This window comes from Curtobacterium sp. MCPF17_001 (assembly GCF_003234615.1).
Classification (GTDB): Bacteria; Actinomycetota; Actinomycetes; order Actinomycetales; family Microbacteriaceae; genus Curtobacterium.
The window spans coordinates 1-26,446 of sequence record NZ_QKSL01000015.1 but is presented as its reverse complement, the minus strand read 5'-3'; the positions used below and the strand labels follow the sequence as shown (position 1 = coordinate 26,446).

General features: G+C 72.7%; 24 protein-coding genes. 10 read left to right on the top strand and 14 right to left on the bottom strand.

What is annotated here, in order from left to right; translation table 11 throughout:
* Window positions 1-161: 161 nt before the first annotated feature.
* Together DEJ24_RS13415 and DEJ24_RS13410 are read left to right on the top strand one after the other, a co-directional pair.
* Window positions 162-668, top strand: coding sequence for a MarR family winged helix-turn-helix transcriptional regulator (locus tag DEJ24_RS13415; protein ID WP_110904092.1), 507 nt, complete (start codon window positions 162-164; stop codon window positions 666-668).
* A gap of 26 nt (window positions 669-694) precedes the next feature.
* Window positions 695-883, top strand: a complete 189-nt coding sequence (locus tag DEJ24_RS13410) for a hypothetical protein (protein WP_110904091.1) — start codon at window positions 695-697, stop codon at window positions 881-883.
* On the opposite strand, the gene DEJ24_RS13405 is transcribed toward DEJ24_RS13410, so the two are convergent.
* The 6 genes from DEJ24_RS13405 to DEJ24_RS13380 all read right to left on the bottom strand — a co-directional run bounded on the left by DEJ24_RS13405 (window position 837) and on the right by DEJ24_RS13380 (window position 7,254).
* Window positions 837-1,823 (bottom strand): NAD(P)-dependent oxidoreductase, encoded by a 987-nt coding sequence (locus DEJ24_RS13405; protein ID WP_375334712.1) that lies wholly within the window; start codon window positions 1,821-1,823, stop codon window positions 837-839. The genes DEJ24_RS13410 and DEJ24_RS13405 overlap by 47 nt on opposite strands.
* A gap of 79 nt (window positions 1,824-1,902) precedes the next feature.
* Complete coding sequence (locus tag DEJ24_RS17330) at window positions 1,903-2,922, bottom strand: M23 family metallopeptidase (RefSeq protein WP_309147017.1); 1,020 nt, start codon at window positions 2,920-2,922, stop codon at window positions 1,903-1,905.
* A complete protein-coding gene (locus DEJ24_RS17280) occupies window positions 2,906-3,316 on the bottom strand; it encodes a hypothetical protein (RefSeq protein ID WP_181432927.1) in 411 nt (136 codons plus the stop codon). Before DEJ24_RS17280 ends, DEJ24_RS17330 begins: the two co-directional genes overlap by 17 nt.
* Before the next feature lie 100 nt (window positions 3,317-3,416).
* A complete protein-coding gene (locus tag DEJ24_RS13390) occupies window positions 3,417-4,157 on the bottom strand; it encodes a 1-acyl-sn-glycerol-3-phosphate acyltransferase (RefSeq protein ID WP_111079051.1) in 741 nt (246 codons plus the stop codon).
* Between the two features lie 73 nt (window positions 4,158-4,230).
* The gene (gene recQ, locus DEJ24_RS13385; protein WP_111079050.1) at window positions 4,231-6,090 is read right to left on the bottom strand and encodes a DNA helicase RecQ; all 1,860 of its coding nucleotides are present in this window, start codon (window positions 6,088-6,090) and stop codon (window positions 4,231-4,233) included.
* 9 nt (window positions 6,091-6,099) lie between these two features.
* Window positions 6,100-7,254, bottom strand: a complete 1,155-nt coding sequence (locus DEJ24_RS13380; protein ID WP_146244585.1) for a CPBP family intramembrane glutamic endopeptidase — start codon at window positions 7,252-7,254, stop codon at window positions 6,100-6,102.
* Window positions 7,255-7,290: 36 nt separating this feature from the next.
* Here DEJ24_RS13380 and DEJ24_RS13375 point away from each other — a divergent pair, with 36 nt between their 5' ends.
* Window positions 7,291-8,190, top strand: coding sequence for an EamA/RhaT family transporter (locus DEJ24_RS13375; protein ID WP_111079048.1), 900 nt, complete (start codon window positions 7,291-7,293; stop codon window positions 8,188-8,190).
* A 48-nt stretch (window positions 8,191-8,238) separates the two neighbouring features.
* Here the strand turns inward: DEJ24_RS13375 and DEJ24_RS13370 are convergent, their stop codons facing one another.
* Entirely contained in the window at window positions 8,239-8,670 is a 432-nt protein-coding gene (locus DEJ24_RS13370; protein ID WP_111079047.1) for a GNAT family acetyltransferase, read from the bottom strand.
* A 134-nt stretch (window positions 8,671-8,804) separates the two neighbouring features.
* Between DEJ24_RS13370 and DEJ24_RS13365 the strand changes: the two genes are divergently transcribed.
* On the top strand, window positions 8,805-9,611 hold the full coding sequence (locus DEJ24_RS13365) for a class E sortase (protein WP_258374825.1): 807 nt from the start codon (window positions 8,805-8,807) through the stop codon (window positions 9,609-9,611).
* Window positions 9,608-9,784 carry a hypothetical protein gene (locus DEJ24_RS16970; RefSeq protein ID WP_181421606.1) on the top strand — a complete coding sequence of 59 codons (177 nt, stop codon included), beginning with the start codon at window positions 9,608-9,610 and terminating at the stop codon, window positions 9,782-9,784. Before DEJ24_RS13365 ends, DEJ24_RS16970 begins: the two co-directional genes overlap by 4 nt.
* A gap of 20 nt (window positions 9,785-9,804) precedes the next feature.
* On the opposite strand, the gene DEJ24_RS13360 is transcribed toward DEJ24_RS16970, so the two are convergent.
* Both DEJ24_RS13360 and DEJ24_RS13355 read right to left on the bottom strand, forming a co-directional pair.
* Window positions 9,805-12,849, bottom strand: a complete 3,045-nt coding sequence (locus tag DEJ24_RS13360; RefSeq protein ID WP_111079046.1) for an AAA family ATPase — start codon at window positions 12,847-12,849, stop codon at window positions 9,805-9,807.
* On the bottom strand, window positions 12,849-14,018 hold the full coding sequence (locus DEJ24_RS13355) for an exonuclease SbcCD subunit D (protein WP_111079045.1): 1,170 nt from the start codon (window positions 14,016-14,018) through the stop codon (window positions 12,849-12,851). The genes DEJ24_RS13360 and DEJ24_RS13355 overlap by 1 nt, the downstream gene beginning before the upstream one ends.
* Window positions 14,019-14,179: 161 nt before the next feature.
* Between DEJ24_RS13355 and DEJ24_RS13350 the strand changes: the two genes are divergently transcribed.
* Both DEJ24_RS13350 and DEJ24_RS13345 read left to right on the top strand, forming a co-directional pair.
* Window positions 14,180-14,782, top strand: coding sequence for a MarR family winged helix-turn-helix transcriptional regulator (locus DEJ24_RS13350; RefSeq protein WP_181432926.1), 603 nt, complete (start codon window positions 14,180-14,182; stop codon window positions 14,780-14,782).
* A 26-nt stretch (window positions 14,783-14,808) separates the two neighbouring features.
* Window positions 14,809-15,321, top strand: coding sequence for a DinB family protein (locus tag DEJ24_RS13345; RefSeq protein WP_111044752.1), 513 nt, complete (start codon window positions 14,809-14,811; stop codon window positions 15,319-15,321).
* 214 nt (window positions 15,322-15,535) lie between these two features.
* On the opposite strand, the gene DEJ24_RS13340 is transcribed toward DEJ24_RS13345, so the two are convergent.
* Window positions 15,536-17,455 carry a DEAD/DEAH box helicase gene (locus DEJ24_RS13340; RefSeq protein ID WP_111079043.1) on the bottom strand — a complete coding sequence of 640 codons (1,920 nt, stop codon included), beginning with the start codon at window positions 17,453-17,455 and terminating at the stop codon, window positions 15,536-15,538.
* A 257-nt stretch (window positions 17,456-17,712) separates the two neighbouring features.
* Window positions 17,713-18,567 carry a polyphosphate kinase 2 family protein gene (locus tag DEJ24_RS13335; protein ID WP_111079042.1) on the bottom strand — a complete coding sequence of 285 codons (855 nt, stop codon included), beginning with the start codon at window positions 18,565-18,567 and terminating at the stop codon, window positions 17,713-17,715.
* A 66-nt stretch (window positions 18,568-18,633) separates the two neighbouring features.
* On the opposite strand from DEJ24_RS13335, the gene DEJ24_RS13330 reads away from it, so the two are divergent.
* Together DEJ24_RS13330 and DEJ24_RS13325 are read left to right on the top strand one after the other, a co-directional pair.
* Window positions 18,634-19,641 carry an alpha/beta hydrolase gene (locus tag DEJ24_RS13330; RefSeq protein WP_111079041.1) on the top strand — a complete coding sequence of 336 codons (1,008 nt, stop codon included), beginning with the start codon at window positions 18,634-18,636 and terminating at the stop codon, window positions 19,639-19,641.
* 67 nt (window positions 19,642-19,708) lie between these two features.
* Window positions 19,709-19,969, top strand: a complete 261-nt coding sequence (locus DEJ24_RS13325) for a hypothetical protein (protein WP_111079040.1) — start codon at window positions 19,709-19,711, stop codon at window positions 19,967-19,969.
* Between the two features lie 19 nt (window positions 19,970-19,988).
* Here the strand turns inward: DEJ24_RS13325 and DEJ24_RS13320 are convergent, their stop codons facing one another.
* From DEJ24_RS13320 to DEJ24_RS13310, 3 genes are all read right to left on the bottom strand, one after another.
* Window positions 19,989-23,384: an efflux RND transporter permease subunit gene (locus DEJ24_RS13320; RefSeq protein WP_111079039.1), complete on the bottom strand. Its 3,396-nt coding sequence runs from the start codon at window positions 23,382-23,384 to the stop codon at window positions 19,989-19,991.
* Between the two features lie 115 nt (window positions 23,385-23,499).
* Complete coding sequence (locus DEJ24_RS16965) at window positions 23,500-24,204, bottom strand: DUF6518 family protein (protein ID WP_181436614.1); 705 nt, start codon at window positions 24,202-24,204, stop codon at window positions 23,500-23,502.
* Between the two features lie 113 nt (window positions 24,205-24,317).
* Window positions 24,318-25,757 (bottom strand): PLP-dependent aminotransferase family protein, encoded by a 1,440-nt coding sequence (locus DEJ24_RS13310; protein WP_111079038.1) that lies wholly within the window; start codon window positions 25,755-25,757, stop codon window positions 24,318-24,320.
* Window positions 25,758-25,817: 60 nt separating this feature from the next.
* On the opposite strand from DEJ24_RS13310, the gene DEJ24_RS13305 reads away from it, so the two are divergent.
* Window positions 25,818-26,446 (top strand): YitT family protein (locus DEJ24_RS13305; protein ID WP_111079037.1); only part of this gene is annotated, 629 nt, incomplete at its 3' end.

Sequence of the window (26,446 nt, the reverse complement as noted above, 5' to 3'; positions counted from 1 at the left end):
ACTCCTGCATGCGCCGAACCTACTGACGGCTCGTTGCCGGGGTGTTTCCGAGCCGCGTCACCGGTGTTGCGGGGGACACCGTTTGATGGATCCCTGGACGCTGGACGTGCAAGTCATCACGCTCGCTAGACAAACTAACTAGAGCGTCTAGCATTGTCCGTATGACTTCCGAGGTGACGACAGCAGCCCCGGGGTTCTGGTACGGCGAGGACTCCAGGGTCGACGCAGTGGACGTGTTGAACGCCCTGCGTCGCTACCGCACTGCGGAGAGCTCAGCCCAGCGTCGCGTGCGTGAAGAACTCGGGATCGGTGAGAACGCGTTGACAGCCCTGCGGGTGCTCGTCGACGCCGAGACCTCAGGGCGCACCGTCAACTCGAAGGAACTCGCGGAGCGCCTGGGCATCACCGCGGCGTCCACCTCGGCGCTCGTCGACCGACTCGTCCGCTCCGGTCACGTCGAGCGGCACGCAGACCCGGCTGACCGGCGGGGTGTCATCCTCACCGCGACGGGCAAGTCGATGCGCCGGGCACTCGCCGTGATCGGTGACCTGGACTCCCGCGCCGTCGAGGTCGCGCAGCACCTGCCGCCCGAGGACATGGCCGTCGTCGTCGCGTTCCTGCAGCAGATGGCCGGCGCGGTCGACGAGACCGACGGCGACGAGTACTGACCGAGCGCCCGGCGTACGCTGACACGATGCGCGAGCCCGAGGACGACATGCCCGCCTCCGAACTCGACGCACGCGCGCGTGCGGACGCTGCTCTCCGGCGGATCCGCGACGGGGCCGACCCCACTCGGGAGGCCTTCGACCTGGCGAACACGCTGAACGACGAGTCGGTCAGCCGGTTCGCCCGTCGCCTTCGGGACGTGTTCCGCCGGTCCTGACGAGCGGTCGGAACGCGGTGCCGACCGCCGCGATGTCGTCGCCGCCGTGCCCCGCAGCACTGGCGTCCGCGTAGACCCGGCCGAGGGCGTCCAGCAGGGTCGTGTCGACGTCCGAGTCGCGCGCGGCGTCGGTGATCAGGCCGATGTCCTTCCGGAGGCCGTCGAGCGCGAACTGCGCCGGGAACTCCCCCGAGATCATGGCCGCGCCCTTGGTGTGGGCGTAGGCCGAGTCGCTGGCGGAGCCGTCGATCGCGTCGAGGAACAGCTGCGGGTCGAGCCCGAGCGCGCGGGCGATCGCCAACGACTGACCGGTCGCGGCGGTGATCGAGGCGATCCAGGCGTTCGCGGCCAGCTTCAACGCCGTGCCCTGACCGACCTGGTCCCCGGCACGGACGACCTTGGCACTGACGGCGTCCAGCACCGGCTCGACGACCGACACCGGGTCGTCCGCACCGGCGACGAGCATGGTCAGCTTGCCCTGCTCGGCCGGTGCCTTGGTGCCGAGCATCATCGCCTCGACCAGGGTGATGCCGTACTTCTCGGCGAGCTGCACGACGGTCTCGGTGCCGGCGACACCGATGGTCGACGCCTGCACCCACACGGCGTCCTGCGGAGCGTCCCCGGCAGCGTGCTCGAGGACGTCGACCACCGCGTCGGTGTCGAACAGGGTCAGCAGCACGACCTGTGCCTGCGACACCGCGTCGGCAGCGTCGGCGGCCACCGCCGCCCCGGACTCGGCGAGCGGCCGTGCACGCTCCTCGGTCCGGTTCCACACCGTGACGTCGTGCCCAGCACGGAGCAGCGACTGCGCGACGCCTGCTCCCATCGCTCCGGTTCCCAACACCGACACGCGCACCGTGGTCTCCTCACCGTGTGGCTCCCTGCCACGACGAACTCGACGGTACGCGGCTCCCCGGGGTGCTGGCGCAGCGCCGGCCAGGTCGTGGATGACGACGGCCCGACCCCCGTCGGTGCAGGAGGAGTGTCGGGGCAGGAGGAGTGCCGGCGCAGGAAGGGCGTCAGCGCAGGAGCCCCCGCGCGGCGAGCCACGGCTCCGGGTCGACCGGGTGGCCGAGGATCACCTCGAAGTGCAGGTGCGGTCCGGTGGAGACCCCGGTGCTGCCCACTGCGCCCAGGCGCTCCCCCACGCTGACCGACTGCCCGGGTCGCACACCGATGACCGACAGGTGGCCGTAGCGGGTCTCGGTGCCGTCCGGGTGTCGGAGCAGCACCTGGTTGCCGTAGCCGCCGAGCACCCCCGCGGACACGACCGTGCCGGACATCACCGCGAACACGGGCGTTCCGGTCGCCGCGGCGAAGTCGGTGCCCTGGTGCCTCGTGGAGCACGCAGAACACCCGGCGACGTCCCGCCCACCGAAGTTCCCCGCCGACGGGATGGTGCCGGCGACCGGGCGAGCCACCGCCTGGGCGGACCCGGGCAGTCGGGTGAGGACCACCCCGTCCGTGGTCCGACCGACGGTGAAGTCCGAACGCGGCAGGGCGTCCGGCGAGGTGCCGACCGCGCGGAAGTCCTGGGACCGCGGAGCCGGTGCGACCACCACGGTCGGCGCGGCGACGACCGACTGCGGGGCTGCCTCCGTGACGAGCAGACAGGTCGTGATCGCGATCGACGTCACCGCCAGCCTGCGCCGCCCCCACCAGTGGTCACGGACGTCCTGCACGGCGGAGACGGCCGATGCGTGGACGAGGGCGACGGTGAGCGAGACACGTGGCCGGAGTGGTCGCCGGGTCACGGCCGAGCCGGACAGCCGGACCACGGAGGCCCGGGCGGCGCGGAGCGGCCCACCCCGGGCGGCGACCTGAGCGGCCTCTTCGGCAGCCCGACGCGCTCGGCGGGATCCGTACTGGATCGGGGACGTCGGGCTGGTCAGTGACGTCGGGCTGGCCAGGGACGTCGGGCTGGTCAGTGATGTCGGGCTGGCCAGGGACGTCGGGCTGGCCAGGGACGTCGGGCTGGCCAGGGACGTCGACCCGGTCGAGGACACGTCGCGGAACGCCCGATCAGACCCGGACGACACCGGTGGCGACGATCCGTTCGACCTCGACCGCGACGGCGTCGACCACCGCGCGGGTGACAGCGTCGACGACCGCCTCGACCAGGGGGAGCTGCTCGCGGCAGACGACGTGCTCGCGTGCGAGCGAGGCGCGGAGACTGGCGGGGATCCCGTCGATGACCTCCACGAGGTCAGCGGGGACGACGGCAGCGGCGGGAGCGGCGGGAATGATGGGAGCCTCCGGAGCCTCGGCCGGCTCCGGAGCGGGGGCGTCGAGCGGTGATGCGGGCGTGCTGGCGACCGACGCGGCAGCGCTCGCCATGGCGAGGTCGGCGGGAGCGTCCAGACGAGCGGTCGGTGCTGGTCCGGAGCGCTCGCTCCGCCGGGCGATCGCGTCGAAGAGGGGCGTCGAGGACATGGTGGGCCTTTCCCTGGAGGAGTTCGGGTGACCCGCCGATGCTGATCCGGACGAGCCAGATCGAGCATAGTATTTGTATTTCACATCCGCAATAGTGCTCTCAGTCGGGCTGCCCGTCCCCGCGGTCGTCGTGCTGCAGCATCCGCTTCACCCGCTCGACGATGGTCGCCGGCGGCTCGTTGTACACGCCGGCCGGCTCCTGTCCGCTGAGGGCCTGGATCGCCGCGGTCACCGCGTCGGTCGCCTGCCGCCGTGCGCGACCCGAGGTCGCGGCACCGAAGCCGGAGAGGTCGATCGGCTCGCCGAACTCGATCCGCACCCGAGCGAGCCGGGGCAGGCGCGACCCGACGGGCTGCACGTCCTCGGTCCCGGTGAGCGCGACCGGGACGACCGGGGCTCCGCTCGTCAGGGCGAGCCAGGCGACACCGGTCCGCCCCTTGTAGAGACGACCGTCGAGCGACCGGGTGCCCTCGGGGTAGATCGCGAACGCCTCACCCGCCTGCAGACGGGCGAGACCGAGGTCGAGGGCCTGCTGCGCTGCGGCTCCCGCGCCCCGCTCGACACCGATCGCGCCGATCCCCGAGAAGAACGCCCGCGAGAGCGCACCCCGGAGGCCCGTCCCGGTGAAGTACTCCTGCTTCGCGAGGAACGACACCTTCCGCGGTGCCAGCAGCGTGATCGTCGGTGAGTCGACGAAGGACCGGTGGTTGCTCGCGAGGATCACCGGACCGCGCTTCGGGACGTTCTTCCGGCCGACCACCTCAGGCCGCCACAGCAGTCGCGCGAGGGGCGCCACCACGGCGCGCCCGAGCACGGTGGCGGACTTCGTCGAACCGGTCACACGGCCTCCTGTCGGACGGGAGTTCCCGAGTGTAATGACGGACCCGGGGGCAGCATGCCCCGAGCGGCATGGGTCAGACGGCGGCCGCCACGACGTCGAGCACGGCACGCCCGTAGGACTCGAGCTTCGCGGCACCGACGCCGGAGATCTCGGACAGTTCGTCGAGGTCGGACGGCTTCACGGCGGCGATGCCGCGCAGGGTGGCGTCGTTGAACACCACGTACGCGGGCACCCCCTGCTCGCGGGCCTGCCCGGCACGCCACTGCCGCAGGGACTCGAAGAGCGGCATGGCTTCCTGCGGCATGTCCGACACCACGGCGGAGCGCCGGGTCCGACCGGCACGCGGGGCCTTCACCGGGTCGCGGCGCATCCGGACGTCGACCCGTCCGGCCAGGACCTCGGCACTCGTCGGGCTGAGGACGAGCGTGCCGTACCCGTCGCCGGACACGGCAACGTACCCCTGTGCGAGCAGCTGCCGGGCGACGGCCTTCCAGTCGGCGTCGGACAGGTCCTGGCCGATGCCGAACGTGGCGAGGGAGCCGTGTCCGAGCTCGGTCACGCGAGGCGACTGCTTGCCGGTGAGGATGTCGACGAGGTGCGCGACGCCGTAGCGCTGCCCGCGCTCGCGGTCGAGCCGCACGATGGTCGACAGCAGCTTCTGCGCCGGCACCGTGCCGTCCCACGACTCCGGCGGGGCCAGGCACGTGTCGCAGTTGCCGCACGCGGACGACTCCTGCCCGAAGTACGCGAGCAGGCGCACGCGCCGGCACTCGATCGTCTCGCAGAGCGCGAGCATGGCGTCGAGGTGCGCACTGAGCTGCCGGCGGTGTGCGGCGTCGCCCTCGGACTGGTCGATCATCCGCCGCTGCTGCACGACGTCGTTCAGTCCGTACGCCAGCCACGCGGTGGCGGGCAGGCCGTCACGCCCGGCACGGCCGGTCTCCTGGTAGTAGCCCTCCACCGACTTCGGCATGTCGAGGTGCGCGACGAAGCGGACGTCGGGCTTGTCGATGCCCATGCCGAACGCGATCGTGGCGACCATGACGATGCCGTCCTCGCGGAGGAACTGCGCCTGGTTGCGCTCGCGCACCCGGGCGTCGAGACCGGCGTGGTACGGAAGCGCGGCGATGCCCTGCTGCACGAGCGCCGCGGCGGTCCGTTCGACCGAGTTGCGGGACAGGCAGTAGACGATGCCGGCGTCGCCGCTGTGCTCGGTGCGGATGAAGGTCAGGAGCTGCTGCAGCGCCCCGGTCTTCGGCTCGATCCGGTACTGGATGTTCGGCCGGTCGAAGTCGGCGACGAAGTGCGCGGCGTCGTCGAGTCCGAGCCGGGCGGAGATCTCGCGGTGGGTCTGCGGGGTCGCCGTCGCGGTCAGGGCGATCCGGGGGACGTCCGGCCAGCGCTCGTGGAGCACGCTGAGTTCCAGGTAGTCCGGACGGAAGTCGTGCCCCCACTGCGCCACACAGTGCGCTTCGTCGATCGCGAAGAGTGCGATCCGGGCCCGGTCGAGCAGGGAGCGGGTGGACTCGATCTTCAGCCGCTCGGGAGCCAGGTAGAGCATGTCGACCTGGCCGGTGACGACGTCACGCTCGACCCGGGCGCGCTCGTCCGGAGCCTGCGTGGAGTTGAGGAAGGCGGCCCGGACACCGTTGGCGGCGAGGGCGTCGACCTGGTCCTGCATGAGGGCGATCAGCGGCGAGACGACCACCCCGATGCCGTCGCGGACGAGCGACGGGACCTGGTAGCAGAGGGACTTGCCGCCACCGGTCGGCATGAGGACGAGGGCGTCGCCGCCGGCGACCACGCGGTCGATGATCCGGGCCTGTTCACCGCGGAACGCGTCGTACCCCCATACCCGGTGGAGCACGTCGAGGGCAGCAGACCGGGAGCCTGCCGACTCGACGCCGGGCGCAGCGACACCAGTCGAACTCATGCGACGAGCCTACGGCCGCGGGCCGACACCACCGGACTTCTCCACAGGGGAGGCCACCGGCGAAGCCGGACCCGCCTCGACCAGCACCGGGTCGCCGGACCAGCCCGTCTCGTCGCCGCGAGCGGGCGCGATCGACCAGCCCGCGCCTCCCGGCCGGAGCCACTGGCGGCCACCCGCCCAGAGCGGCGTGTGTCCGCGGAACCGCGGTGCCTCCTGCCCCGGGAACCGGCGGTCCAGCCGCCGCCAGTGCGCCATCAGCTCGACGAGCCCCCAGTACCCGACCGAGGTCGCGAGCGTCACGACGAAGCCCTGCCACGTGCCCTGCGCCCCCTCGCCGGTGAGGTCCACCTTCGACCATCCCGGCGCCTGCAGCACGAAGATCATGATGTTGTTGAGTGCGTGCTGGAGGACCGTCGCCTCGAGCCCCCCGGTCCGCAGCACGATGACCGCGGCGACCAGGCCGAACGAGCCGACGTCGAGGATGCCCCAGACGTTGTAGCCGTTCGGCACGTGCAGGACGGCGAACAGCACGGTCGACACCACGACCGCGACGACCGCGCCGACGGCGCGGACCGGGATCCAGGAGCCGATCGTCTGCATGAGGAACCCGCGGAAGACGTACTCCTCGGCCGCGGCCTGGAACGGCACGAGCAGGACCACCAGCAGGATCGTCAGGGTCAGCGTCTGCAGCGTCACGGTCGACTGCCCGAGTTCAGCGGTGTTCCAGTGCAGGCCGCCGTCGAACGCCAGGTACCCGAGGCCCTGGACCGCGAACATCACGATCGCGAGCGCCAGGAGGGGCAGCAGGCACCAGCCGAGCCACCCCCAGCGGATCCGGGTGCGCACCGACGACAGGAGCCCGTACGGACCGAGTCCGGCGATCTTCGCGGACAGCATGACCGCCGGCAGGAGCACCACGAGCGACACCAGCGTCAGCGACAGGACGAGCGGGTCGGTCGGGTCGAGCGCGCCGGCGGACAGCTTCTCCACCAGGTCGATGAGCCCGGCCTGTCCGCGCTGCGCGCCGATCGGCACGAAGTAGGCGATCGCGATCACGAACTGCGACACCAGGTAGAAGCCGAGGAACACCGCCACAGCGACCAGTGGCCGCCACCACCGCCAGTTCGCATCGACACGGGGCAACCGGTGGTAGGGAACGCTCACGCCGTGCAGAGTACCGGTGCGGGCAGGATGGGACCCGTGATCACCGTCCTGCTCGGCCTCGGCGGCGCCCTCGTCTACGGCACCGCCGACTTCCTCGGTGGGCTCGCGTCGCGCCGGGTCCGACCCGTGGCCGTCGCGGCCCTGGTCGGCCTGGTGCCGCTGCTCGTCGGCTTCGCGGTCCTCGGCGGGCGGTTCTCCGGACCGGCCGCGGTCGCCGGCGTGGTCGCCGGGGTCTCCGGCGCGGTTGGCGTGCTCCTCCTCTACGCGGCGCTCGCGATCGGACCGATGAGCGTGCTGTCGCCGCTCACCGCCGTGTTCTCCGCGGTCGTCCCGGTCGTCGTCGCCCTGTTCCGTGGCACCGTGCTGTCACCGCTCGGGGTGGTCGCGCTCGTCGTGGCGGTGGTCGCGGTGGCGCTCGTCGCGGCCGTCCCCGATCCGGGAGGCGCCCGACTCACCCTCCGCGGTGTGGTCACCGCCGCGGTGGCCGGGTGCGGCTTCGGCGGTGTCGTGCTCGGCTACGACGCCGCGCCGGCGGACTCCGGCGTCGCCACCCTGCTGGTCGCGCGGACGCTGCAGGTGGTGCTGCTCGGCACGGCGGCGCTGGTCACGCTCCGGATCCGGACGGGAGGCTCACCCACCGTCCCGACGACCACCGACGGCCGCCCCGCGGCCGGTCGGGTGCGACCTGCGCGGGCCCTGCTGCTCGTGCTCGTCGGGTGCGGTGTGCTCGACGCGATGGCGAACGTGTTCATCCAGGCAGGGCTGCACTCGAGCGACGACCCCTCGACCCTGCCGGTGATCAGCGTCCTCAACGCGCTGTACCCGATCGGCACGGTGGTGCTCGCCGGCATCGTGCTCCGCGAACGGCTCACCGCACTGCAGACCACGGGCATCGGGCTGGCGTTCGCGGCGTCGGTCGGGCTCGCGCTGTCCTGACGGACCGGTTCCGCCCGGAGCCGCCTGACCGTCCGCCTGCGGATCGGCTCAGGCCAGGTCGTCGCGGATCAGGCGCTTGCCCAGCGACACGGTGTGGTCGTCGGCGTACCCCAGCGACTCGTAGAACGCGATCACCCGCTCGTTCCCGGCGCGCACCTGCAGGTTCACCTTCGGGCAGCCGAGGTCGGTGAGCAGCCGCTCGAACTCGCCCATCAGTCGCCGACCGAGTCCGCCGCCCTGCTGGTCCGGCGTCACCGCCAGGTAGTTGACCCAGCCCCGGTGCCCGTCGAAACCCGCCATGCCGGCGGCGACCACGGCCTCCCGGACGGTCGCCACCAGGAACAGCTCGGGCTGCACGGTGGCCTTCCGCGCGATGTCACGGCGTGGGTCGTTCCACGGACGGACCAAGCCACAGGTTTGCCAGAGCGCGACGACGGCCTCGGTGTCGGCGGGGCGGAACGGACGGATGACGGACTCCATCCGCACAACGGTACCGAGCATCCCGGCCGTGGATCGGACGCCGATGCCGGACCGAGTTGTGGAAGGTGCCCGCAGCACGCCGTCGTCGTGGTCTGATAGACCTACTGCGCCGACCTCACCGATCCGGAGCCCCTGTGACCTCTCACGACACGCTGCCGTCGCGGCGCGATGCCCGCGACGACGACGGCGCCGGACAGCCCCGACGTCGGCGTCCACGCCAGACCGTCGGCGGAGCGCTCGTCGCACTGCTCGCCGAGCTCCTGATCATCGCGGGTGCCGGGACCGGGCTCTACGTGATCTGGACCGCATGGTGGACCGACGTCGTCGCGGTGAACGAGCAGACGAAGCTCGTGCAGACGCTCGACCAGCCGGAACCGAAGAAGGTCGTCGGCACCGAGCGCCGTGACGCAGCCCCCGTGCTCAGCGAACCGCCGGGGCTCTCCACGGTGTTCGGGACGATGCAGATCCCGCGCTTCGGCGCCGACTACGACCGGCCCATCGGTGAGGGCACCGACCGCGAACAGGTCCTCAACACCATCGGCCTCGGCCACTACCAGGACACCGCGATGCCCGGCGCCGAGGGCAACTTCGCCGTCGCCGGCCACCGCGTCACCTACGGCAAGCCCCTGAACCAGATCGCCGACCTGAAGTCCGGCGATCCCGTCGTCGTCCGGGTCACCGATGCGAAGACCAAGTTCGACGTCTGGTACGTCTACAAGGTCACCGACAGTCAGATCGTCACCCCCGACCACATCGAGACCATCGCACCGGTCCCGAACAAGCCCGGCGTGGAACCCTCCGCCGAGGACCGCTGGCTCACCCTCACCGCCTGCCACCCGATGTGGTCCGCCGCCCAGCGGTACGTCGTGCACGCGAAGATGGACTACTGGATGCAGGCGTCCGACGGCACGCCGAAGGAACTGACGGAGGCCGCCAAGTGATCTTCCCCCTCGTCTGGCGCGTGCTGCCCGGCCCGACCGCCGTGAAGGTGCTGGAGCTGCTCGTGCTCCTCGTCGCCATCGTCTTCGTGCTCTTCACGTGGGTCTTCCCGTGGATCGCGGCCGACATCCTGCCGCCGCCCGACGGGACCGTGGACGCGACACCGCACCCCTGACGCCCCCGCGGGTGCTCCGCTCAGACCGTGGTCGTGACGCGTGAGCCGCCCTCGGGGGTCCGGCGCACCGCGATGCGCTCCGGGATCCGCTGCTTGAGCTCCTCGACGTGGCTGACGATGCCGACCTGGCGTCCGCCGGCGGTCAGGCGGGACAACTGCCCGATGACGTCGTCGAGGGTCTCCGGGTCGAGGGTGCCGAACCCCTCGTCGACGAACAGCGTGCCGAGCGACACCCCGCCGGCCTCGGCCTGCACGACGTCCGCGAGCCCGAGCGCCAGGCAGAGCGAGAACGTGAAGGTCTCGCCGCCGGACAGGCTCCGCGGGTCCCGCGTGCTGTCGGTCAGGTGGTCACGGACGGCCAGCGCCAGCCCGGTCCGCCGGGCCCGGGTGCCGGACTCCCGCTCGTCGGAGGTCTCGAGGGTGAACCGACCGGCGAGCATCGTACGGAGTCGGTCGTTGGCCGCGGCGACGACGTCCTCGAACCGGCGCATCAGCACGTAGGTGCCGAGCGTGATGCCGGTCGGGTTGACGTGGGCAGCGGCGGCGGCGATGTCGGCGAGGCGGACCACGGCCCGGCTCTCGGCGCTCGTGGTCGCTCGCGCGTGCACGGCCCGGGCCAGGCCGGTGGCGCACTCGTCGGCGGAGCTCGCTCGGTCGGCTGCGGCCGCGGCGGCCCGGGTGGCGTCGTCGAGGGCGACGGCAGCGGTGTCCCGTGCGCCTTGCGCGGCGTCCCGGTCGAGCGCGGTCCCCGGGCCCGTCCCCGTCGACGAGTCGGCGGCGGCAGCGACCACCGCCGGCTCGGCGAGCCCGGCCTCCACCACGGCCTGCTCGCTGTCCGCCGCAGCGACGATCCCGCGCAACCGGTCGGCGTCGGTCCGGCTGAGCGCGGCCGCGCGGGCAGTCGTGACGTCGGTGAAGCCCTGGGCCTGCAGTGCGGCGTCGACCTCGGCCTTGCGGTCGGCGACCTCGCGCTCGGCGGCGGTCACGCGGTCGTCGAGGTCGGCCACCGTGCGGAGGACCGTCCCGGCTGCGGCGACCCGCGCGACGACCTCGGCGAGGGTCGAGCCGTCGCGGGCGTCGACCTCGGCCGCGGCCCGCGCCTCGGTCCCCGCACCCGCCGCGACGGCCTGCTCGAGCACCAGGCGGACACTGCGTCGGGCCTCGTCGACACGGGCCCGGTCCTCGTCCAGGCGCGACCGGTCGCCCTCGATCCGGTCGGCGAGCAGTCGGCTCCGGGTGACCAGGTCCGTGTGGTCGTCCTCGAGCGCGCGGGTCGCGCGGTCGTGGGCCTGCAGCCGTCGCTCGTGCTCCTGGACCGCGGCGGCCGCAGCACGGGCGGTGGCCAGTCGAGCGTCGGCGTCGGTGCGCTGCCGGGCGACCGAGTCGTCGTCGTGCTCACCGACGGCCTCGGTCAGCCGGAGGAGTTCCGCCCGGGCGACGGCGTGGTCGGCGGTCGCGGCCGCGAGGGCCCGCTCGGCGCCGGCACGCGCCGCGGCGGCGTCGTCGATCTGGTCGGCGCTAGGGTGGTCGTCCTGCGGCCGGGCCACGGCCGGGTGCTCGACGGCACCGCACACCGGGCAGGGGTCGCCGGCGACGAGCGCTGCGCCGAGTTCGCCGGCGAGCCCGGCGATGCGTCGGGCCCGCAGGTCGTTCTCGGTGGCGAGGGCGGCAGCTGCCGTCGTGGCGGCCTGTGTCACGGCAGCGGCCAGGTCCGACGTCCGTCCAGACGCGACCCGGTGCGCGGCGAGCAGGACGGCCAGCTCCTGCGCCGCCTCCACCGCGCGTTCGGCGGCGGGCGCGTCGGCAGCGGCTGCCGCGGACCGTCCGGCGGCCAGGACGATCTCGGCACGCTCGTCCGGCCGCACCACGAGCGCGGTGGCCGCCTCGGCGAGCCGGGTCTGCGTCCGCTCGAGGTCGGTCGTGGCCGTCCGCACGGCGGAGACCCGCTGGTCGATGGACTGCTCGAGGTCGACCGGGTGTCGGACCTCGGACCGGACCGCCGCGAGCCGGTCATGCGTTTCCCGCGGGACGGGATCCGTGACCTCGTGCCGGTCACGCACGGCGGAGCGTTCCCCCACCAGCGCGGTCAGGCGGTCCTCGGCTGCGGCCGCTCCGTCCGCGACGGCGACGACCACCGCGGCGTGGTCGGCGAGGCCCAGGGCGGTGCGGTGTCCGGCGACCGCCGCGGCGTCGGCGGCGAGGGCCTCCTGACGGGCGAGCAGTGCGCGTCGTCGGTCGACGGCGGCGAGCCGCGTGGTCACGTCGTGCAGGTGGGTGACGGCCTGTTCGGCATCGGCCCGGGCACGCGTCCGCGCCTGCTCGAGCTCGGTCGCCGTCCGGTGCAGCGTGGCGACCACGTCGGTGGCGGTGGACTCGTCGGCGTCGTCGTCCCCGGACGCCTGCCGGAACCGCCCGAGGGCGTCCCGTACCCGGGCGTCGGCTGCCTCGACCTCCGCGACGGCCGTGCGGCGCCGGGCGGCGAGTTCGTCGGCGGTCCGGTCGTAGATCGCGGTGCCGAACAGCGACTGCAGGAGCTTCCGGCGGTCTTCGCCGGGGGCGCGGAGGAACCGCGCGAACTCTCCCTGCGGCAGGACCACGGTCTGCAGGAACTGGTCCCGGTTCAGCCCGACCACGCGGGCGATCTCGACGCCGATCTCCGGCGCCCGGTGCGAGATCGGTTCGCCGACCAGGTCGGACGGGTCGGTCAGCCGGAGGAGCTGCGCCGAGGACTGCTGCCGGATCGTGCCGGTCCCCCGCTGCTTCGGGCGGTCGTACGGCGGGGTGCGGCGGACGCGGTACACCCCGGCGCTCGTCTCGAAGACCAGGTCGACGAAGGGCTCCACCCTGGGGTCGGCGTGCTGGCTGTGCAGGCGGTCGGTGCTGGCGTCGCTGCCGGCGAGCCCGCCGTAGAGGGCGTAGACGACGGCGTCGATGATGGTCGACTTGCCGGAGCCCGTCGGCCCCTCGAGCAGGAACACCCCCGAGGCGGCGAGGGACGCGAAGTCGATCGACACCAGGTCCGGGTAGGGACCGACAGCGCGGAGTTCCAGGCGGTGCAGGTACATCAGCGCGCCCCCTGCTCGGCGAGCGCGGCGGCCGCGGACTCGTACGCGTCGCGGAGGATCGCGAGCTCGACCTCGTCCGGCGCACCACCCGTCGCGTAGGTGACGAAGTCGGCGGCGACCTCCACCGGGTCACTCGTCGCACTGACCGCCCGCGCAGCCGAGCGCTCCGGGGCGTCCGCGGGCTCGTGCGTGATCGCGAGCGCGTGCGGGAAGCGGTCCTTCACCCGGGCGTACAACCGCTCGGGGTGCACGGTGTCGGTGACGGCGACCCGGACCCAGGCGTCGACGTGTTCGGCGAAGGCCCCGGACTCGATCTGCCCGATGCTGCCGCGGACGTCCACGAGCCGTCGGGGCACCGGGGTTGGCAGGAGGTCCACCGTCACGGAACCGTCCGCTGCCAGCTCGACGAGGGTCACGGACTTGGTGTGGTTCCGCTCGCCGAACGAGAACGCCAGCGGTGAGCCCGCGTACCGGATGCGGTCCCCCACCCCGACCCGCTGTGGTCCGTGCAGGTGTCCGAGGGCGACGTAGTCGATGCCGTCGAAGGTGGACTCGGCGACCCTGTCGACCCCGCCGACCCGGATGTCCTGCTCGCTGTCGCTGGCCAGGGCACCACCGACGAAGGCGTGCGCGACGACGACCGAACGCGTGCCCGGGCGACCGGCGAGGTCGGCTCGGACCAGGTCCGTCGCGGCCCCGACGACCGCCTGGTGCGAGCGGGCGAGTGGCTCGTCCGGCACCGGGGCGAGCGCGTAGCGGACCATGTCGGGCTGCAGGTAGGGCAGGCCGTACACGGCGACCGGGCCACCCCCGTCGGCGGCGTCCACCAGCACCGGTTCCGCCAGTCGGGACGGCTCAGCGAGGATCCGCACGCGGTCGCTCATCACGCCGGCGCCGAACCCGAGTCGGACGGCGGAGTCGTGGTTGCCGGGCGTCACGACGACCGTCGCCGTCTCGGACAGGCGTTCGAGCACGCGCGAGAGCATCCGGACCGCCTCCACCGGCGGGATGGCCCGGTCGTAGACGTCACCGGCGACCACGACCAGGTCGACCGCGCGCTCGCGGACCACCTGCACGAGGTGGTCGAGGAACGCCGCCTGGTGCTCGAGCAGGTCCGCCCCGAGCAGCGTGCGTCCGAGGTGCCAGTCGCCCGTGTGCAGGATCCGCATGCGAGCCACGGTAACGGCCGCCGGGGACATCGCCGGACGCCCCCTCCTGTTGGGGGTGGAACGCACAGGCACGAAGGCGCAGCATGATGACCACGGCGACTGTCCCGAGTCGCCCGTCGACCGTCCACCGCGGTCCCTGGCGAGAAGAGCGACACCCCCGCATGCCGGACTCCCGAGCGACCCTCCCCACCGCGCCCGACCTGCTGCCCGACGTCCTGCCCGACGCGTTGCCCGATCCGCGCTCCGGTGCGCTGTCGGTGCCGGTGAGCCCGGACGTGCAGCCGACCCGGCCGGTCGTCCTCGCCGCCGGCTCCGTCGCCGCAGCCGAGGACGACCTCGCCGACCTCATGGTCGCGTTCCGCTCGTTCCAGATGCACCACGCCCGTGTGCTCGCCCGCGAGAGCGCCGCGCGCGGACTCAACGCGACCGACACCCGCTTCGTGCTGTTCCTGGCCGCCACCGGCACCGGCGTCACCCCGAAGCAGGCCGGCGAGCACCTGGAACTGTCCACGGGCGCGATGACCTCGCTGATCGACCGGCTCGAACGGCACGGGCACATCCGCCGCGGGCCGAACCCGGACGACCGCCGCAGCCTGCTGCTCCGCCTCACCCCGTCCGGCGCCGCGGTCGCGCAGCAGATCAGCGGCGTCTACTCGGCGGCTGCCCGGGAGGTCGTCGCCCCCGCTGACCGCGCCCGCCTCGCCACCCAGTTCACGCTCCTCGGCGAAGCCCTCGCCCGCCACTCCCGAGCCGCCAGCCTCTGACCGAGGTGCGGCGTACGGTCGGACGCATGACCACTCCCGCCGAACTCCTCGTCGAAGCGTTCTCCCGCGTACCCGAGACCGTCGGACGTGCCGTCGACGGCCTGTCGGAGGACCAGCTCGCCTCCCGCCCGGCCGCCGGTGCCAACACGCTCGCCTGGCTCGCCTGGCACATCGCCCGCGGTCAGGACTCGCAGATCGCCGCCCTCGCCGGCACCGAACAGGTCTGGACGGCCGACGGCTGGGTCGAGCGCTTCGGCCTGCCGTTCCCCGCCGAGGCGCTCGGGTACGGCATGTCCCGTGACGACGTCGGCCGTGTCCGCGCGTCGGCCGAGCTCCTGACGGGGTACCTCGGCGCGGTGCACGAGCGCACCGTCGCCTACCTGCACACCCTGTCGCCCGAGGACTTCGAGACCGTCGTCGACGAGGCCTGGGACCCGCCGGTGACCGTCGGCGTGCGCCTGGTCAGCATCCTCGACGACTGCGTCCAGCACGCCGGACAGGCGGGCTACGCGCGCGGCGTGCTGTTCTTCAACCGCTGACACGACGGACGGGAGGCACGGTACCAGCTGGTACCGTCCCTCCCGGCACGGCCGCCACGCCGCTGGCGCGTCGTGTCGGAACCGGCTGGTGGGGCCCACCTCCCGTCCGTGGAGTGGTCGTTCCAGACGCCGCGTCGTGGTCGAGACGCCGCCGTTCCCGGCGGCGTCTCACGAGTTCGGCGGTGTCTCGCAGAGACGCCCGCGTCTCACGAGCTCAGCGCGCGGCGAGCTCCGCGAGGATGCGGTCGCCGGGGCCGCTCTCGACGAGGTCCGCCTGGATCTCGGCGTGCTCGAGGATGCCCTCGATCTTCCGGCGACGGCTGCGCGGGACGATCGTGACGACCGTGCCCTCCTTGCCGGCACGACCGGTACGACCGGAGCGGTGCATGTACGCCTTGTAGTCGTCCGGCGCATCAGCCTGCACGACGAGCGAGATGTCGTCGACGTGGATACCGCGCGCCGCGACGTCCGTGGCGACGAGCACGTTCACCCGGCCGCTGGTGAGCAGCGACAGGTTGCGCGTGCGGCGCGACTGGTTGAGGTCCCCGTGCAGCGAGGTCGCGCGGATGCCGGCGTCCTCGAACTGCTCGGCAAGACGCTCGGCGTAGGCGCGGGTGCGGGCGAAGACGATGGTCTTGCCCTCGCCGGCGACGAGCTCCTCGAGGACGCGGTCCTTGTCGCGCTGCTCGACCACGAGCACGCGGTGGTCGATGGTCGAGGACGCCTGGTCCTCACCCGCGACCTCGTGCACGCTCGGCTCGTGCAGGAACTGCTCGACGAGCGCGGCGACCTGGGTGTCGAGCGTCGCGCTGAACAGCAGCTTCTGCGCGCGGTTGCCCTGCGGGGTGACCTCGGCCGTGGCGCGGAGGATCTCCTGCACCGGCTCGAGGAACCCGAGGTCGCACATGTGGTCGGCCTCGTCGAGGACGGAGATGACGACCTCGCTGAGATCGAGCTTCCCCTTGTTCAGGAGGTCCTGCACACGACCCGGGGTGCCGACGATGATGTCGACGCCGCGCTCGAGAGCACCCTCCTGACGGCCGTACGGGACGCCGCCGTAGATCTGCGTCGTGAAGAGGCCCACCGAGCGGGCGATCGGCTGCACCGTGCGGTCGATCTGCAGGGCGAGTTCGCGGGTCGGCGCGAGGATGAGCGCACGCGGAGCGCGGCCCATCTTCCGCTTCATGCCGCCGCCGTGCTCCATGAGCTTCTCGACGAGCGGGGCGCCGAACGCGATGGTCTTGCCGGAGCCCGTGCGACCGCGGCCGAGGACGTCCTTGCCGGCGAGCACGTCGGGGATCGTCGCCGCCTGGATCGGGAACGGGCTGGACGCGCCGAGTTCGGCGAGCGCACGGGAGATGTTGCCACCGATGCCGAGGTCGCCGAAGCTCACGCCGTCGACGTCGGCGGCGACGGTCGCCTCGGCCTGGAGCTTCTCGAGCTTGACGTCGTCCGCCGGGACGAACGGGGTGCGCTCGGTCGGGCGGTCGTTGCGGTCGAAGCTGCGCGGCGCGCGGTCGTCGCGGTCGAAGCGACGCGGACGGTCGTCGCTGTCACGACGAGGGGCACGGTCGTTGCGGTCGAAGCTGCGCGGTGCGCGGTCGTCACGGTCGAAACGACGCGGGGCACGGTCGTTGTCGTCACGACGAGGGGCGCGGTCGTTGCGGTCGAACGAACGCGGCGCGCGGTCGTCACGGTCGAAACGACGCGGCGCACGGTCGTTGTCGTCACGACGAGGGGCGCGATCGTTGCGGTCGAACGAACGCGGCGCGCGCTCGTCACGGTCGAAACGACGCGGCGCACGGTCGTTGTCGTCACGACGAGGGGCGCGATCGTTGCGGTCGAACGAACGCGGGGCACGGTCGTCGCCGCGTGCGGGACGGCCCGCACCGCGGGGCTCCCACGCCGGACGGCTGCCGCGGCTGTCACGCGGCTCCCAGTTCGGGCGCTCGCCCGACGAGGGACGGGAACGACGCTCTTCGGCGTCCCAGCGCTGCTTCTGACGCGGGGCGGTGGGCTCGGGGGCTCGGAAGCCGCGGTGCTTGGCACTGCGAGCGGCAGGGGTGCCGTTCGGGTGACGAGCGCGGTCGGAACGGTCGGCGCGGGAGTTCGCGCCCTTGTCGTACGGGGCCATGTGTTCTTTCCGGGGTGCAGACGTACCACGCGGCCCGGCAGCGACATCGGCGGGGGCGGTTCGTGGAGAGGGGGTTCATCCCGTCGTCGATCGACGCGATTCCAGCCCTCGAACTACACAACACCCAAACACGTCCGCGGCTCGCGAGCCACGGTGTCGAAGGCCGACCGAGCGAGTCTACGCGAACCGGCCTCGGGAAGCCAGCCCCGGGCCTCCAGGCCGGTGCCGGCCCACGGAGCGGACGAGCGGACGAGCGGTCAGGACTCGGCGAGCCGCTGTCGCTGCTCGGCGACGTCGAAGTCGGCGGCGGGCCACGAGAGGTGCATGTCCTCCAGGGCGCGGAGCAGGAGCTGCTGCACGGCGAGACGGGCGTACCACTTGCGGTTCGCCGGGACGACGTACCAGGGCGCCTGCTCGGTCGACGTCCGGTCGAAGACGACCTGGTACGCCTGCTGGTAGTCGTCCCAGCGCAGACGCTCGTCGATGTCGCCCGGGTTGAACTTCCAGTGCTTGTCCGGCCGGTCCAGGCGGTCGCCGAGGCGCTCGCGCTGCTCGTCCTTCGAGATGTGCAGCATGACCTTGACGATCGTGGTGCCCTGCTCGGCCAGGCGGGACTCGAAGTCCACGATCGCCCCGTACCGACGCTCGATCTCGGCCGGTTCCGCCAGCCCGCGGACGCGCTGGATGAGGACGTCCTCGTAGTGGGAGCGGTCGAACACCCCGAGCTGTCCGGCGTTCGGCAGCTGTCGTTCGATGCGCCAGAGGAAGTCGTGCTCGCGCTCCTCGGCCGTCGGGGCCCCGAAGCCCGCGTGGTGCACGCCGTTCGGGTCCACCGCGCCGACGACGTGCGAGACGATGCCGCCCTTGCCCGCGGTGTCCATCGCCTGCAGGACGAGCAGCACGCGCCGCTGGTCGCCGGCCGTTGCCGCTGCCCAGAGCCGCTCCTGCAGGGCCGTGAGCCGGGAGGCGCCGGCGGCCAACGCCTCGAGCCCGTCGATCTTCCGGCCGGGGAAGCCCGGTGTGCCGTCGGGGTCGACGGTGTCGAGTCGGAATCCGGGACCGACGCGGAGGAGCGGTTCCGGATCGGCGTTCCAGGACTTCTGACGGCTCACGGGATCCTCCTGCGGGTGTGACCACCATCCTGGCACCCCCGGCCGGCCCCTGTACCGTGGCTCGCGATGAAGTCCGGCCGTCGTCTCCTGCTCGCGCTCGTCGCCGCGGTCGCGGTCGTCGGCGCCGCCGCGTCCTGCAGTGCGGACGGCACGGGCGACCGGAACTCGACGGTCACCGCGGGGCCGGTCATCTACCCCCTGTCGTTGCGGTACCACGGCATCGACGTCGTGCAGGACGTCCCCTACGGGCAGGACCCGCTCCAGCAACTCGACGTCTGCCTGCCCGCCGACAGCCCACCGGAGAGCACCGCCACCCCGACGGCGACCCCGACCGCTCCGCCGACGGAGGCCCCGGACCGTGTCGACGTCGGCACACGTCCGGCGGTGATGATGATCCACGGCGGCAGCTGGTCGCACGGTGACAAGGCGACCGCCGCGTACCGCTCGGTGTGCCAGTACCTGGCCTCCGAGGGCTTCGTGACATTCAACGTGGACTACCGCCTGGCACCGACGGACCCCTTCCCCGCCGGACTCGACGACGTCCGCCGGGCACTCGACTTCGTGTTCCGCGAGACCACGCTGCGGACGTACGACGTCGACCCCGGACGCGTCGGGGTGTTCGGCGGCAGCGCCGGCGGGAACCTCGCCGCGATGCTCGCCGTGCAGGACCACGAGTCCAGCGCGTACGCCGAGGGCTACCGGATCCGGGCGGTCGTCGACCTCAGCGGCCCGACCGACCTGACGGCCCGCTCGACCGGACCGGACGGGGTCGCCGCGGCGTTCCAACGGAAGCAGCTGCTCTACCTCGGCTGTACGTCCTACCGAGCCTGCCCGGCGGCCGAGCGGGCCTCACCGGAGTACCACGTGACGAAGGCGACGGCGCCGTTCTTCATCGGGCACTCGACGGACGAGTTCATCCCGCTGTGGGAGTCGCAGCGGTTCGCGTCGACGCTGCGGTCGCACGGGGTCTCGGTGCGGTTCGTGGCGGTGCAGGGGTCGGCGCACTCGATCGCGCAGCTCGACCAGGCGATGAGCCGACGCGTGACGAACTTCCTCCGCGCCGGCCTGCGCTGACTCCCCCGGGCGGGTGGCACCCGGAGCGGGACTGCCGTCGGACCGGACGGCTCGCCAGACTTCCGAGGTGACCTCCACGCCCTCCGCCCAGACGCCGGTCCACCGCGCCCCGCGTCCGTTCGCTGCTCCCCTGACCGGTGTCCGGACCTCCGTGGAGCTGCTGCTCGGACTGTCGTTCCTGGTCGCGGTGTCGTTCGGCGGCTACGGGGCCGCGGTCGGGCAGCCGTCCGTCGTCGCGCAGCTCGGGGCGCTCGTCTTCCTCGTCACCCTGACCTGTGCGCTCGTGTCGTGGTTCCGCCCGGCCGACCGGGAGCCCAGCGAGCGCTGAGCTCCCGACCGCCCGACGGTCAGACCTGCGCTCGCGCCGACTTCCGCTCGGCCCGACGCTCGCGCGCACCCTCGACCAGGGCGTACAGCGCGGGCAGCACCACGAGCGTCAGCAGCGTGGACGACACCAGACCGCCGATGACGACGAGGGCGAGCGGCTGCGAGATGAAGCCCGACTTCCCCGTCAGCCCGATCGCCATCGGCAGCAGGGCGAAGATCGTCGCGGTCGCCGTCATGAGGATCGGCCGGAGACGACGGGTCGCGCCCTCGAGCAGGGCGTCACGGACCCGGAGCCCTCGTCTGCGGTACTGGTTGACGAGGTCGATGAGCACGATGGCGTTCGTCACGACGATGCCGATGAGCATCAGCAGACCGATCAGCGACGCGACTCCGAGCGGCACGCCGGAGATGATCTGCAGCAGCAGTGCACCGGTGAAGGCGAACGGCACCGACACCAGGAGCATCAGCGGCTGCAGCAGGCTGCGGAACGTCGCGACCATGATCACGTAGACGATCAGCACGGCGACGACGAGCGCCAGGCCGAGCTGCGAGAACGCGGACGACTGGCTGGCGGCGACACCACCGATCGACGCGGTCGCACCGCGGGGCAGGTCGAGCTCGTCGACGGCCGTGGTGACCGACTGCACGGCGGCACCGAGGTTCGACGCGTCCGGCGTCACGGTGATCGTGGCCGTGCGGGCCGCGTTCGTCGTGGTGACGGTGGTCGGGCCGTCGGACTCCTCGACCGTCGCGACGTCCGTCAGCTTGGCCGTGCCGGTGCTCGTCGGGACCTCGAGGTCGCGGAGGGCGGCGATCGTGGTCGGCGGCTCGGCGTCGGCGATGTAGACGTCGAGCGTCGCGTCGTCGATCTCGATGCTGCCGGTGTCGCGCGGCGAGACCGCTGCGGCGACGAGCCCGCCGACCTGGGTCTCGGTGAGCCCCAGGGACGCGGCCTTCGCCCGGTCGACGCGGACTGCCAGGAACGGTTCCGCTGCCGACAGGTTGCTCGTCGCGGCCGTCGTGTTCTCGACCGACTGCATGGTCGTGAGGACCTTCTGCGACGCCGTCTCGAGCTGCGACTGGGTCGGCGCGGTGACGTCGACCTCGATGTCACTGCTGCCGCCGAAGCCGCCGCCCGAGGACGCGATGGTGATCTCGCCGACGTCGTCGATCCCCTTGAGCGACTTCCGCGCATCGGCCTGGATCGTCGTCTGGTCGGCTTCCGCGTCGGTCGTGACGGCGTACTGGACCGAGGCCGTGCCGCCACCACCGAAGGCCGCCTGGATCGACTGCCCGCTCGTGCCGATGGTGGTCTGGACGGTCTCGACGCCGTCGACGTCCTGCAGCGCCCGCTCCACCTTGCGCGCGGAGTCGGACTGGACGGCGAGGCTCGAGCCGGCCTTGAGGTCCTGGGTCACGGTGAACGTGTTCTGCCCGGAGTCGCCGAGGTAGTTCGTCGTGACGAACGGCAGCGAGGCGACCGTGCCACCGAGGACGACCACGGCGAGCAGCACGACGACGACCGGCTTGCGGACCGCCCAGCTGAGCACCGGCAGGTACACACGGCGCAGGCGGTCCGAGGTGCCGGCGTCGTGCAGGTCGTCCGCCGAGGCGAGCGTCCCTCCGGAGCCCGGACGGATGGTGTCGAGGTCGATGGCAACCGGGCCGGCGTCCTCCGACGCGGCCGTGGCCGTCCCCGCTCCCCGCTTCGCCTTGGCGGGGCGGAGCCACCAGTACGCGAGCACCGGCACGATCGTCAGCGACACGAGCAGCGAGGCGATGAGCGCCAGCGTGACCGTCACGGCGAACGGCCGGAAGAGCTCGCCGACGAGTTCCGCGACGAACGCCACCGGCAGGAACACCGCGACGGTGGTGAGGGTGGAGGCGGTGACGGCCCCGGCGACCTCGCGCACGGCGTCGAGCACCGCACGGCCGCGGTCGACGCCGGGCACCATGTGCCGCTTGATGTTCTCGATGACGACGATGGAGTCGTCGACCACGCGGCCGATCGCGATCGTCAGGGCGGCCAGCGTGATGATGTTGAGCGTGTACCCCGCGGCGCGCATGCCGATCGCGGCGAGGAGCACCGAGGTCGGGATCGAGATCGCGGTGACCAGGGTGGAGCGCCACGAGAGCAGGAACACCAGGATGACGATGACCGCGAAGCCGAGGCCGAGCAGGCCCTCTTCGGCGAGGGAGTCGATCGACTGCTGGATGTAGGGCGCCTGGTCGAAGACGACGGTGAAGCGCGGGTCGCCCTCGATCTTCTTCTCGATGCCGGGCAGCGCATCGCGCACGGTCTTCGAGACGTCGACGGTGTTGGCCTCCTGCGTCTTCGTGATCGAGATCGTCAGGGCCTGCTCGCCGTCCACACGGCTGATCGAGGTGCGCGGGGACTCCTTGATGGCGACGGTCGCCACGTCGCCGAGCGTCGTGTCCGTGGGCGTCGCCGCGGTGGTCGTGCCGCCGGTCGCCGTGCCGTCGGTCGGAGCCGTCGTCGTGGTCCCGCCGGTCGCGTCCGCACCGGTGCCCGGAGCGGTCGCACCGGCGCCCGTCGCACCGGTGGCAGCCGCGCCGGCACCGGTGGCAGCCGCGCCCGCACCGGACGTGGCGCCGGCAGAGCCGGACGCCGTGCCATCGGAGGTCGTGCCGCCGGAGGCCGAGGAACCAGACCCCGACGACGAGCTCGTCAGCGGCAGGTCACGGATGTCCTCGAGCGACGCGATCCGCTCACCGGTCTGCACGGACAGCGTCGAACCGTCCTCGGTCAACGTGCCGCCGGGGATCAGCGTGCCGTTGTCGTCGAGCGCGTCCGAGATCGCCGTCTGGCTGAGTCCGCGGGCTGCGAGCTCGTCCTGGTCCGGGGTGATGACGACGCGGCGGCCCGGGTTGCCGAAGACGTCGGCCTGCCGCACGCCGTCGAGCTTCTCGAGGTCGGGGATCGCCGAGGCCTGCAGCCGGTCGACGAGCTGCTCCTGGTTGCCGGACGCCGAGACCGCGACCTGCAGCACCGGCAGGTCGTCGAAGGACCCGGTGACGATCTGCGTCTGCACGGAGTCGGGCAGCGACAGGGCGTTCACCGCGGTCTGGATCTTGTCCTCGGCGCTGGCCAGGTTCGAGCCGTACTGGAACGAGGCCGACACGACGCTCTGCCCGGTGGACGAGGTCGCGCTCGTCGACTCGAGGTCCGGGACGACCTGGATGGCCTGTTCGATCTTGGTCGAGACGTCGTTGGACACCACCTCTGGCGTGGCCCCGGGGTAGGCGCTGACGATGGCGACCTGCGGGAACTCGACACTCGGGATGAGTTCCTGCTTCAGGCTCGACAGGGCGACGCCACCGAAGACGGCGACCACGATCGTCACGAGGGCGATGAGGGCGCGGTTCCGGAGACTGAAGACGGAGAGGAGGTGCACGTCTCGATCCTCGCAGCCGTGGCGTCCGCGCGCGCCCCGGCAGTGCACTCTGTGGACGAACGTGCAGTTTCGCGGAGGGAGCACCGGAGCAGTGCGCCCGGCACTGCGGACCGGATCAGGCCCAGCCGATGCCCACGTACACCGCGGCGACGGCGACCGACCCGATGATCCCGACCCCGAGGGCGACCACCCGGCCGACCGGCGTCCGGGCCAGCGCCATCCCCACCACGACCACGGCGATCCCGACCACGATCTGGACGATCCACGTCCCCGAGCCGGTGGTCGCGGCCACCTGCAGCAACCCGCGGACCCCCTCGCCGATGAGGACGGCGGCGGTGGCCCCGGCCGCAGCCCCGCGCCAGCGGCCGTCGGACGACCGCGCCGCGACGGCGACCGCGCCCGCCAGGAGCCCGGCCGGCACCGCCATCACGACCCAGAAGTTCGTGATCGACAACGTGTCGACGTAGCCGCGCAGGTTCGTGGCCGCCCAGTACCCGACGTGCATGAGCTCGAGCAGCACGACCCCGAGCGCCATCGCCAGCGCCACCGACGAGCGACGGCCACGAGCCCGAGCACCGGCACCAGCGCCGCGGCCGACCCCCGCCGCGAGCACGAGCAGCACCGCGACGACGAACCACGGGCCGGCCGAGTTCGACACCGTGCCGAGTCCGGGCACCGCCTGTCCGAAGCTCGTCGCGACCCCGGCCAGGACCGCCCCCGTCAGCGCCATCGTGACCCGGGCGAGCGGCGGCACGCCGGCGGCGGAGCCGGACGACGTACCCGGCAGTGCGGCGGACGAGGAGGACAGGGTGCTGTTCATGGTCCCGATGCTGCCGTGTCGGCACCGGCCACCGCGTCACCCGGGAGGGCCACCCGCATCCCCCGCGAGAGTGAGAAGCGGGACGGAACGAGCGGTGGCGGAGCGGAAGCGGCTCACACCACGGCCGCCGCCGACCCCCTCGTCTCCACCGCCGCCCCGCCGACCCGCTCCCAGGACCGCGCCAACGCCTCGACCAGCCGCTCCCGGTCCGCGCCGGACACGGTGAACGGCACCCGCAGGGACCGCTCGTACCCGCCGTCCGGCCCGAACACCCCGCCGGAGGCCAGCACCACCCCCTCCGACCGCGCGGCGAGCACGAGCGCACTCGACACCGGCCGTCCGAGCCCGACCCACAGGGTCAACCCGCCCGCCGGTGACGGCACGTCCCACTCCGGCAGTCGTGCCCGGAGCGCGGCCACGAGTCCGTCGCGACCGTCGCGGAGGACGTGCCGCCGTGCCTCCAGGACGGCCGCGGTCTGCGGGACCAGCTCGCGCGCGACCAGCTGGTCGAGGACCGGCGTGCCGAGGTCACCGGTCGGTCGGGCCAGCAGCAGCCGCTGCAGCAGGTCCGGTGCGGCGCGCACCCACCCGATCCGCAGTCCACCCCAGAAGACCTTGGCGGCGGAACCGACCATGACGACCTGTCCGGGTGCGTCGGCGGCGAGGGGTAGCGACGGCACGCCGTCGATGCGGAGCTCCCCCATCGTCTCGTCGGCGACGACGACCGTGCCGACCACCGCTGCGGCCTCGAGCAGCACGCGGCGCGTCGAGGCGGTCATCGTCGCGCCCGTGGGGTTGTGCAGTTCCGGCATGACGTAGGCGACCGTCGGGGCCGAGCGGCGGATCGTGGCGTCGAGCACCGCCTCGTCCCAGCCGCCGCGGACGTCGACGGGGACCGGGACGAGTCGGCCGCCGGCTTCGCGGAGCGCTTCGTGGGCGTGCGGGTACGTCGGCGACTCGACCAGCACGGGGTCGCCGCGGCGGACCAGCACCCGCGCGAGCAGGGCGATCGCATGCTGCGCGCCGATGGTGACGATCACCTCGGACGCTGTGGTCGGCAGTCCGCGTGCGGTGTACCGGTCGGCGATCGCGGCCCGCAGACCGGCGTCGCCGACGGTGTCGTACCCGATCCCGGCGAGTGCAGCCGGGAGGTGCCGCATCGCCCGTTCGACGGCGTCGGCGACGCCCGGCGCGCTGCGGAGGGCGGCCTTCCGGAGGTCGAGCAGGTCCGCGGGGACGGTGCCAGCCAGGTGCTCCGGATCCGGACGCCCTTCGAGCGGCAGGCGGATGATGCTCCCGGAGCCGCGGAGCGAGGTGAGGTACCCGTCCTCGCGGAGACGCGCGTAGGCGTTCGCGACGGTGGTGCGGGAGACGCCGAGGGCGGCAGCGAGACCGCGTTCGGCGGGCAGACGGGCCCCGTGCGGGATGCGTCCGTCGATGACGAGGACCCGGACGGCGTCGGCGAGCGCCTCGTAGGCGGCGGCATCGGACCCGGACCGCCAGTGGCGGAGCAGCTGGGCGACGGAGCGGGCGCTGAGCAGGACGGGGGTCATGGGTCCACGCTAGCCCGATTGGCTCTCGCACAGCAGGCCAATCTGCGCGAGCATCGAGCCATGCCCCGCTCCACCGCCCTGATGCTGCGCTTCGTGCAACTCGCCGTCGGCCTCTTCCTCTACGGCGCCTCGGTGGCGCTGCAGGTCCGTGCCGTCGTCGGCGTCTCGTCCTGGACGGTCCTCACGCAGGGGCTCGAGAACGTCCTGCCGTGGTCGTTCGGCGTCGTCACGGTGACCTCGAGCTTCGTGATCCTGCTGTTCTGGATCCCCCTCCGCCAGCGACCGCGGATCGGCACGCTGCTCAACGTCCTGTGCGTCGGTCCGGCCGCCGACCTGGTGCTCTGGCTGGTCCCCGAGCCGGGCGACCTGCTCGGCCGCGTCCTGCTGTTCGTCGCGAGTCTCGCCCTCCTGGCCGTCGCGACCGCGTGCTACATCGGCGCGGGGTTCGGCACCGGTCCGCGCGACGGCCTGATGGTCGGCCTGCACGAGCGGCTCGGCTGGCCGCTGTGGGTCGCGCGGACGAGCGTCGAGGTCACGGTCGTCGTCATCGGCTGGCTGCTCGGCGGGGACGTCGGCGTCGGCACCGTCGTCGCCGCGTTCGCCATCGGTCCGATGGTCCAGCCGTTGATGCGCCATTTCCGTCGGTTCCCGTGGAGCCCCACCCGGGAGGCACGCCCCCCCCCCGCCCC

Bases quoted from the DNA above. Each gene is read 5' to 3' on its own strand.
- DEJ24_RS13370 (WP_111079047.1), bottom strand. From the start codon at position 8,670: ATGGAGTCCGTCATCCGTCCGTTCCGCCCCGCCGACACCGAGGCCGTC.
- recQ (WP_111079050.1), bottom strand. From the start codon at position 6,090: ATGAGTTCGACTGGTGTCGCTGCGCCCGGCGTCGAGTCGGCAGGCTCC.
- DEJ24_RS13340 (WP_111079043.1), bottom strand. From the start codon at position 17,455: ATGGCCCCGTACGACAAGGGCGCGAACTCCCGCGCCGACCGTTCCGAC.
- DEJ24_RS13355 (WP_111079045.1), bottom strand. From the start codon at position 14,018: ATGCGGATCCTGCACACGGGCGACTGGCACCTCGGACGCACGCTGCTC.
- DEJ24_RS17280 (WP_181432927.1), bottom strand. From the start codon at position 3,316: ATGTCCTCGACGCCCCTCTTCGACGCGATCGCCCGGCGGAGCGAGCGC.
- DEJ24_RS13310 (WP_111079038.1), bottom strand. From the start codon at position 25,757: ATGACCCCCGTCCTGCTCAGCGCCCGCTCCGTCGCCCAGCTGCTCCGC.
- DEJ24_RS13350 (WP_181432926.1), top strand. From the start codon at position 14,180: ATGCCGGACTCCCGAGCGACCCTCCCCACCGCGCCCGACCTGCTGCCC.
- DEJ24_RS13345 (WP_111044752.1), top strand. From the start codon at position 14,809: ATGACCACTCCCGCCGAACTCCTCGTCGAAGCGTTCTCCCGCGTACCC.
- DEJ24_RS16965 (WP_181436614.1), bottom strand. From the start codon at position 24,204: ATGAACAGCACCCTGTCCTCCTCGTCCGCCGCACTGCCGGGTACGTCG.
- DEJ24_RS13415 (WP_110904092.1), top strand. From the start codon at position 162: ATGACTTCCGAGGTGACGACAGCAGCCCCGGGGTTCTGGTACGGCGAG.
- DEJ24_RS13360 (WP_111079046.1), bottom strand. From the start codon at position 12,849: ATGTACCTGCACCGCCTGGAACTCCGCGCTGTCGGTCCCTACCCGGAC.
- DEJ24_RS13410 (WP_110904091.1), top strand. From the start codon at position 695: ATGCGCGAGCCCGAGGACGACATGCCCGCCTCCGAACTCGACGCACGC.
- DEJ24_RS13330 (WP_111079041.1), top strand. From the start codon at position 18,634: ATGAAGTCCGGCCGTCGTCTCCTGCTCGCGCTCGTCGCCGCGGTCGCG.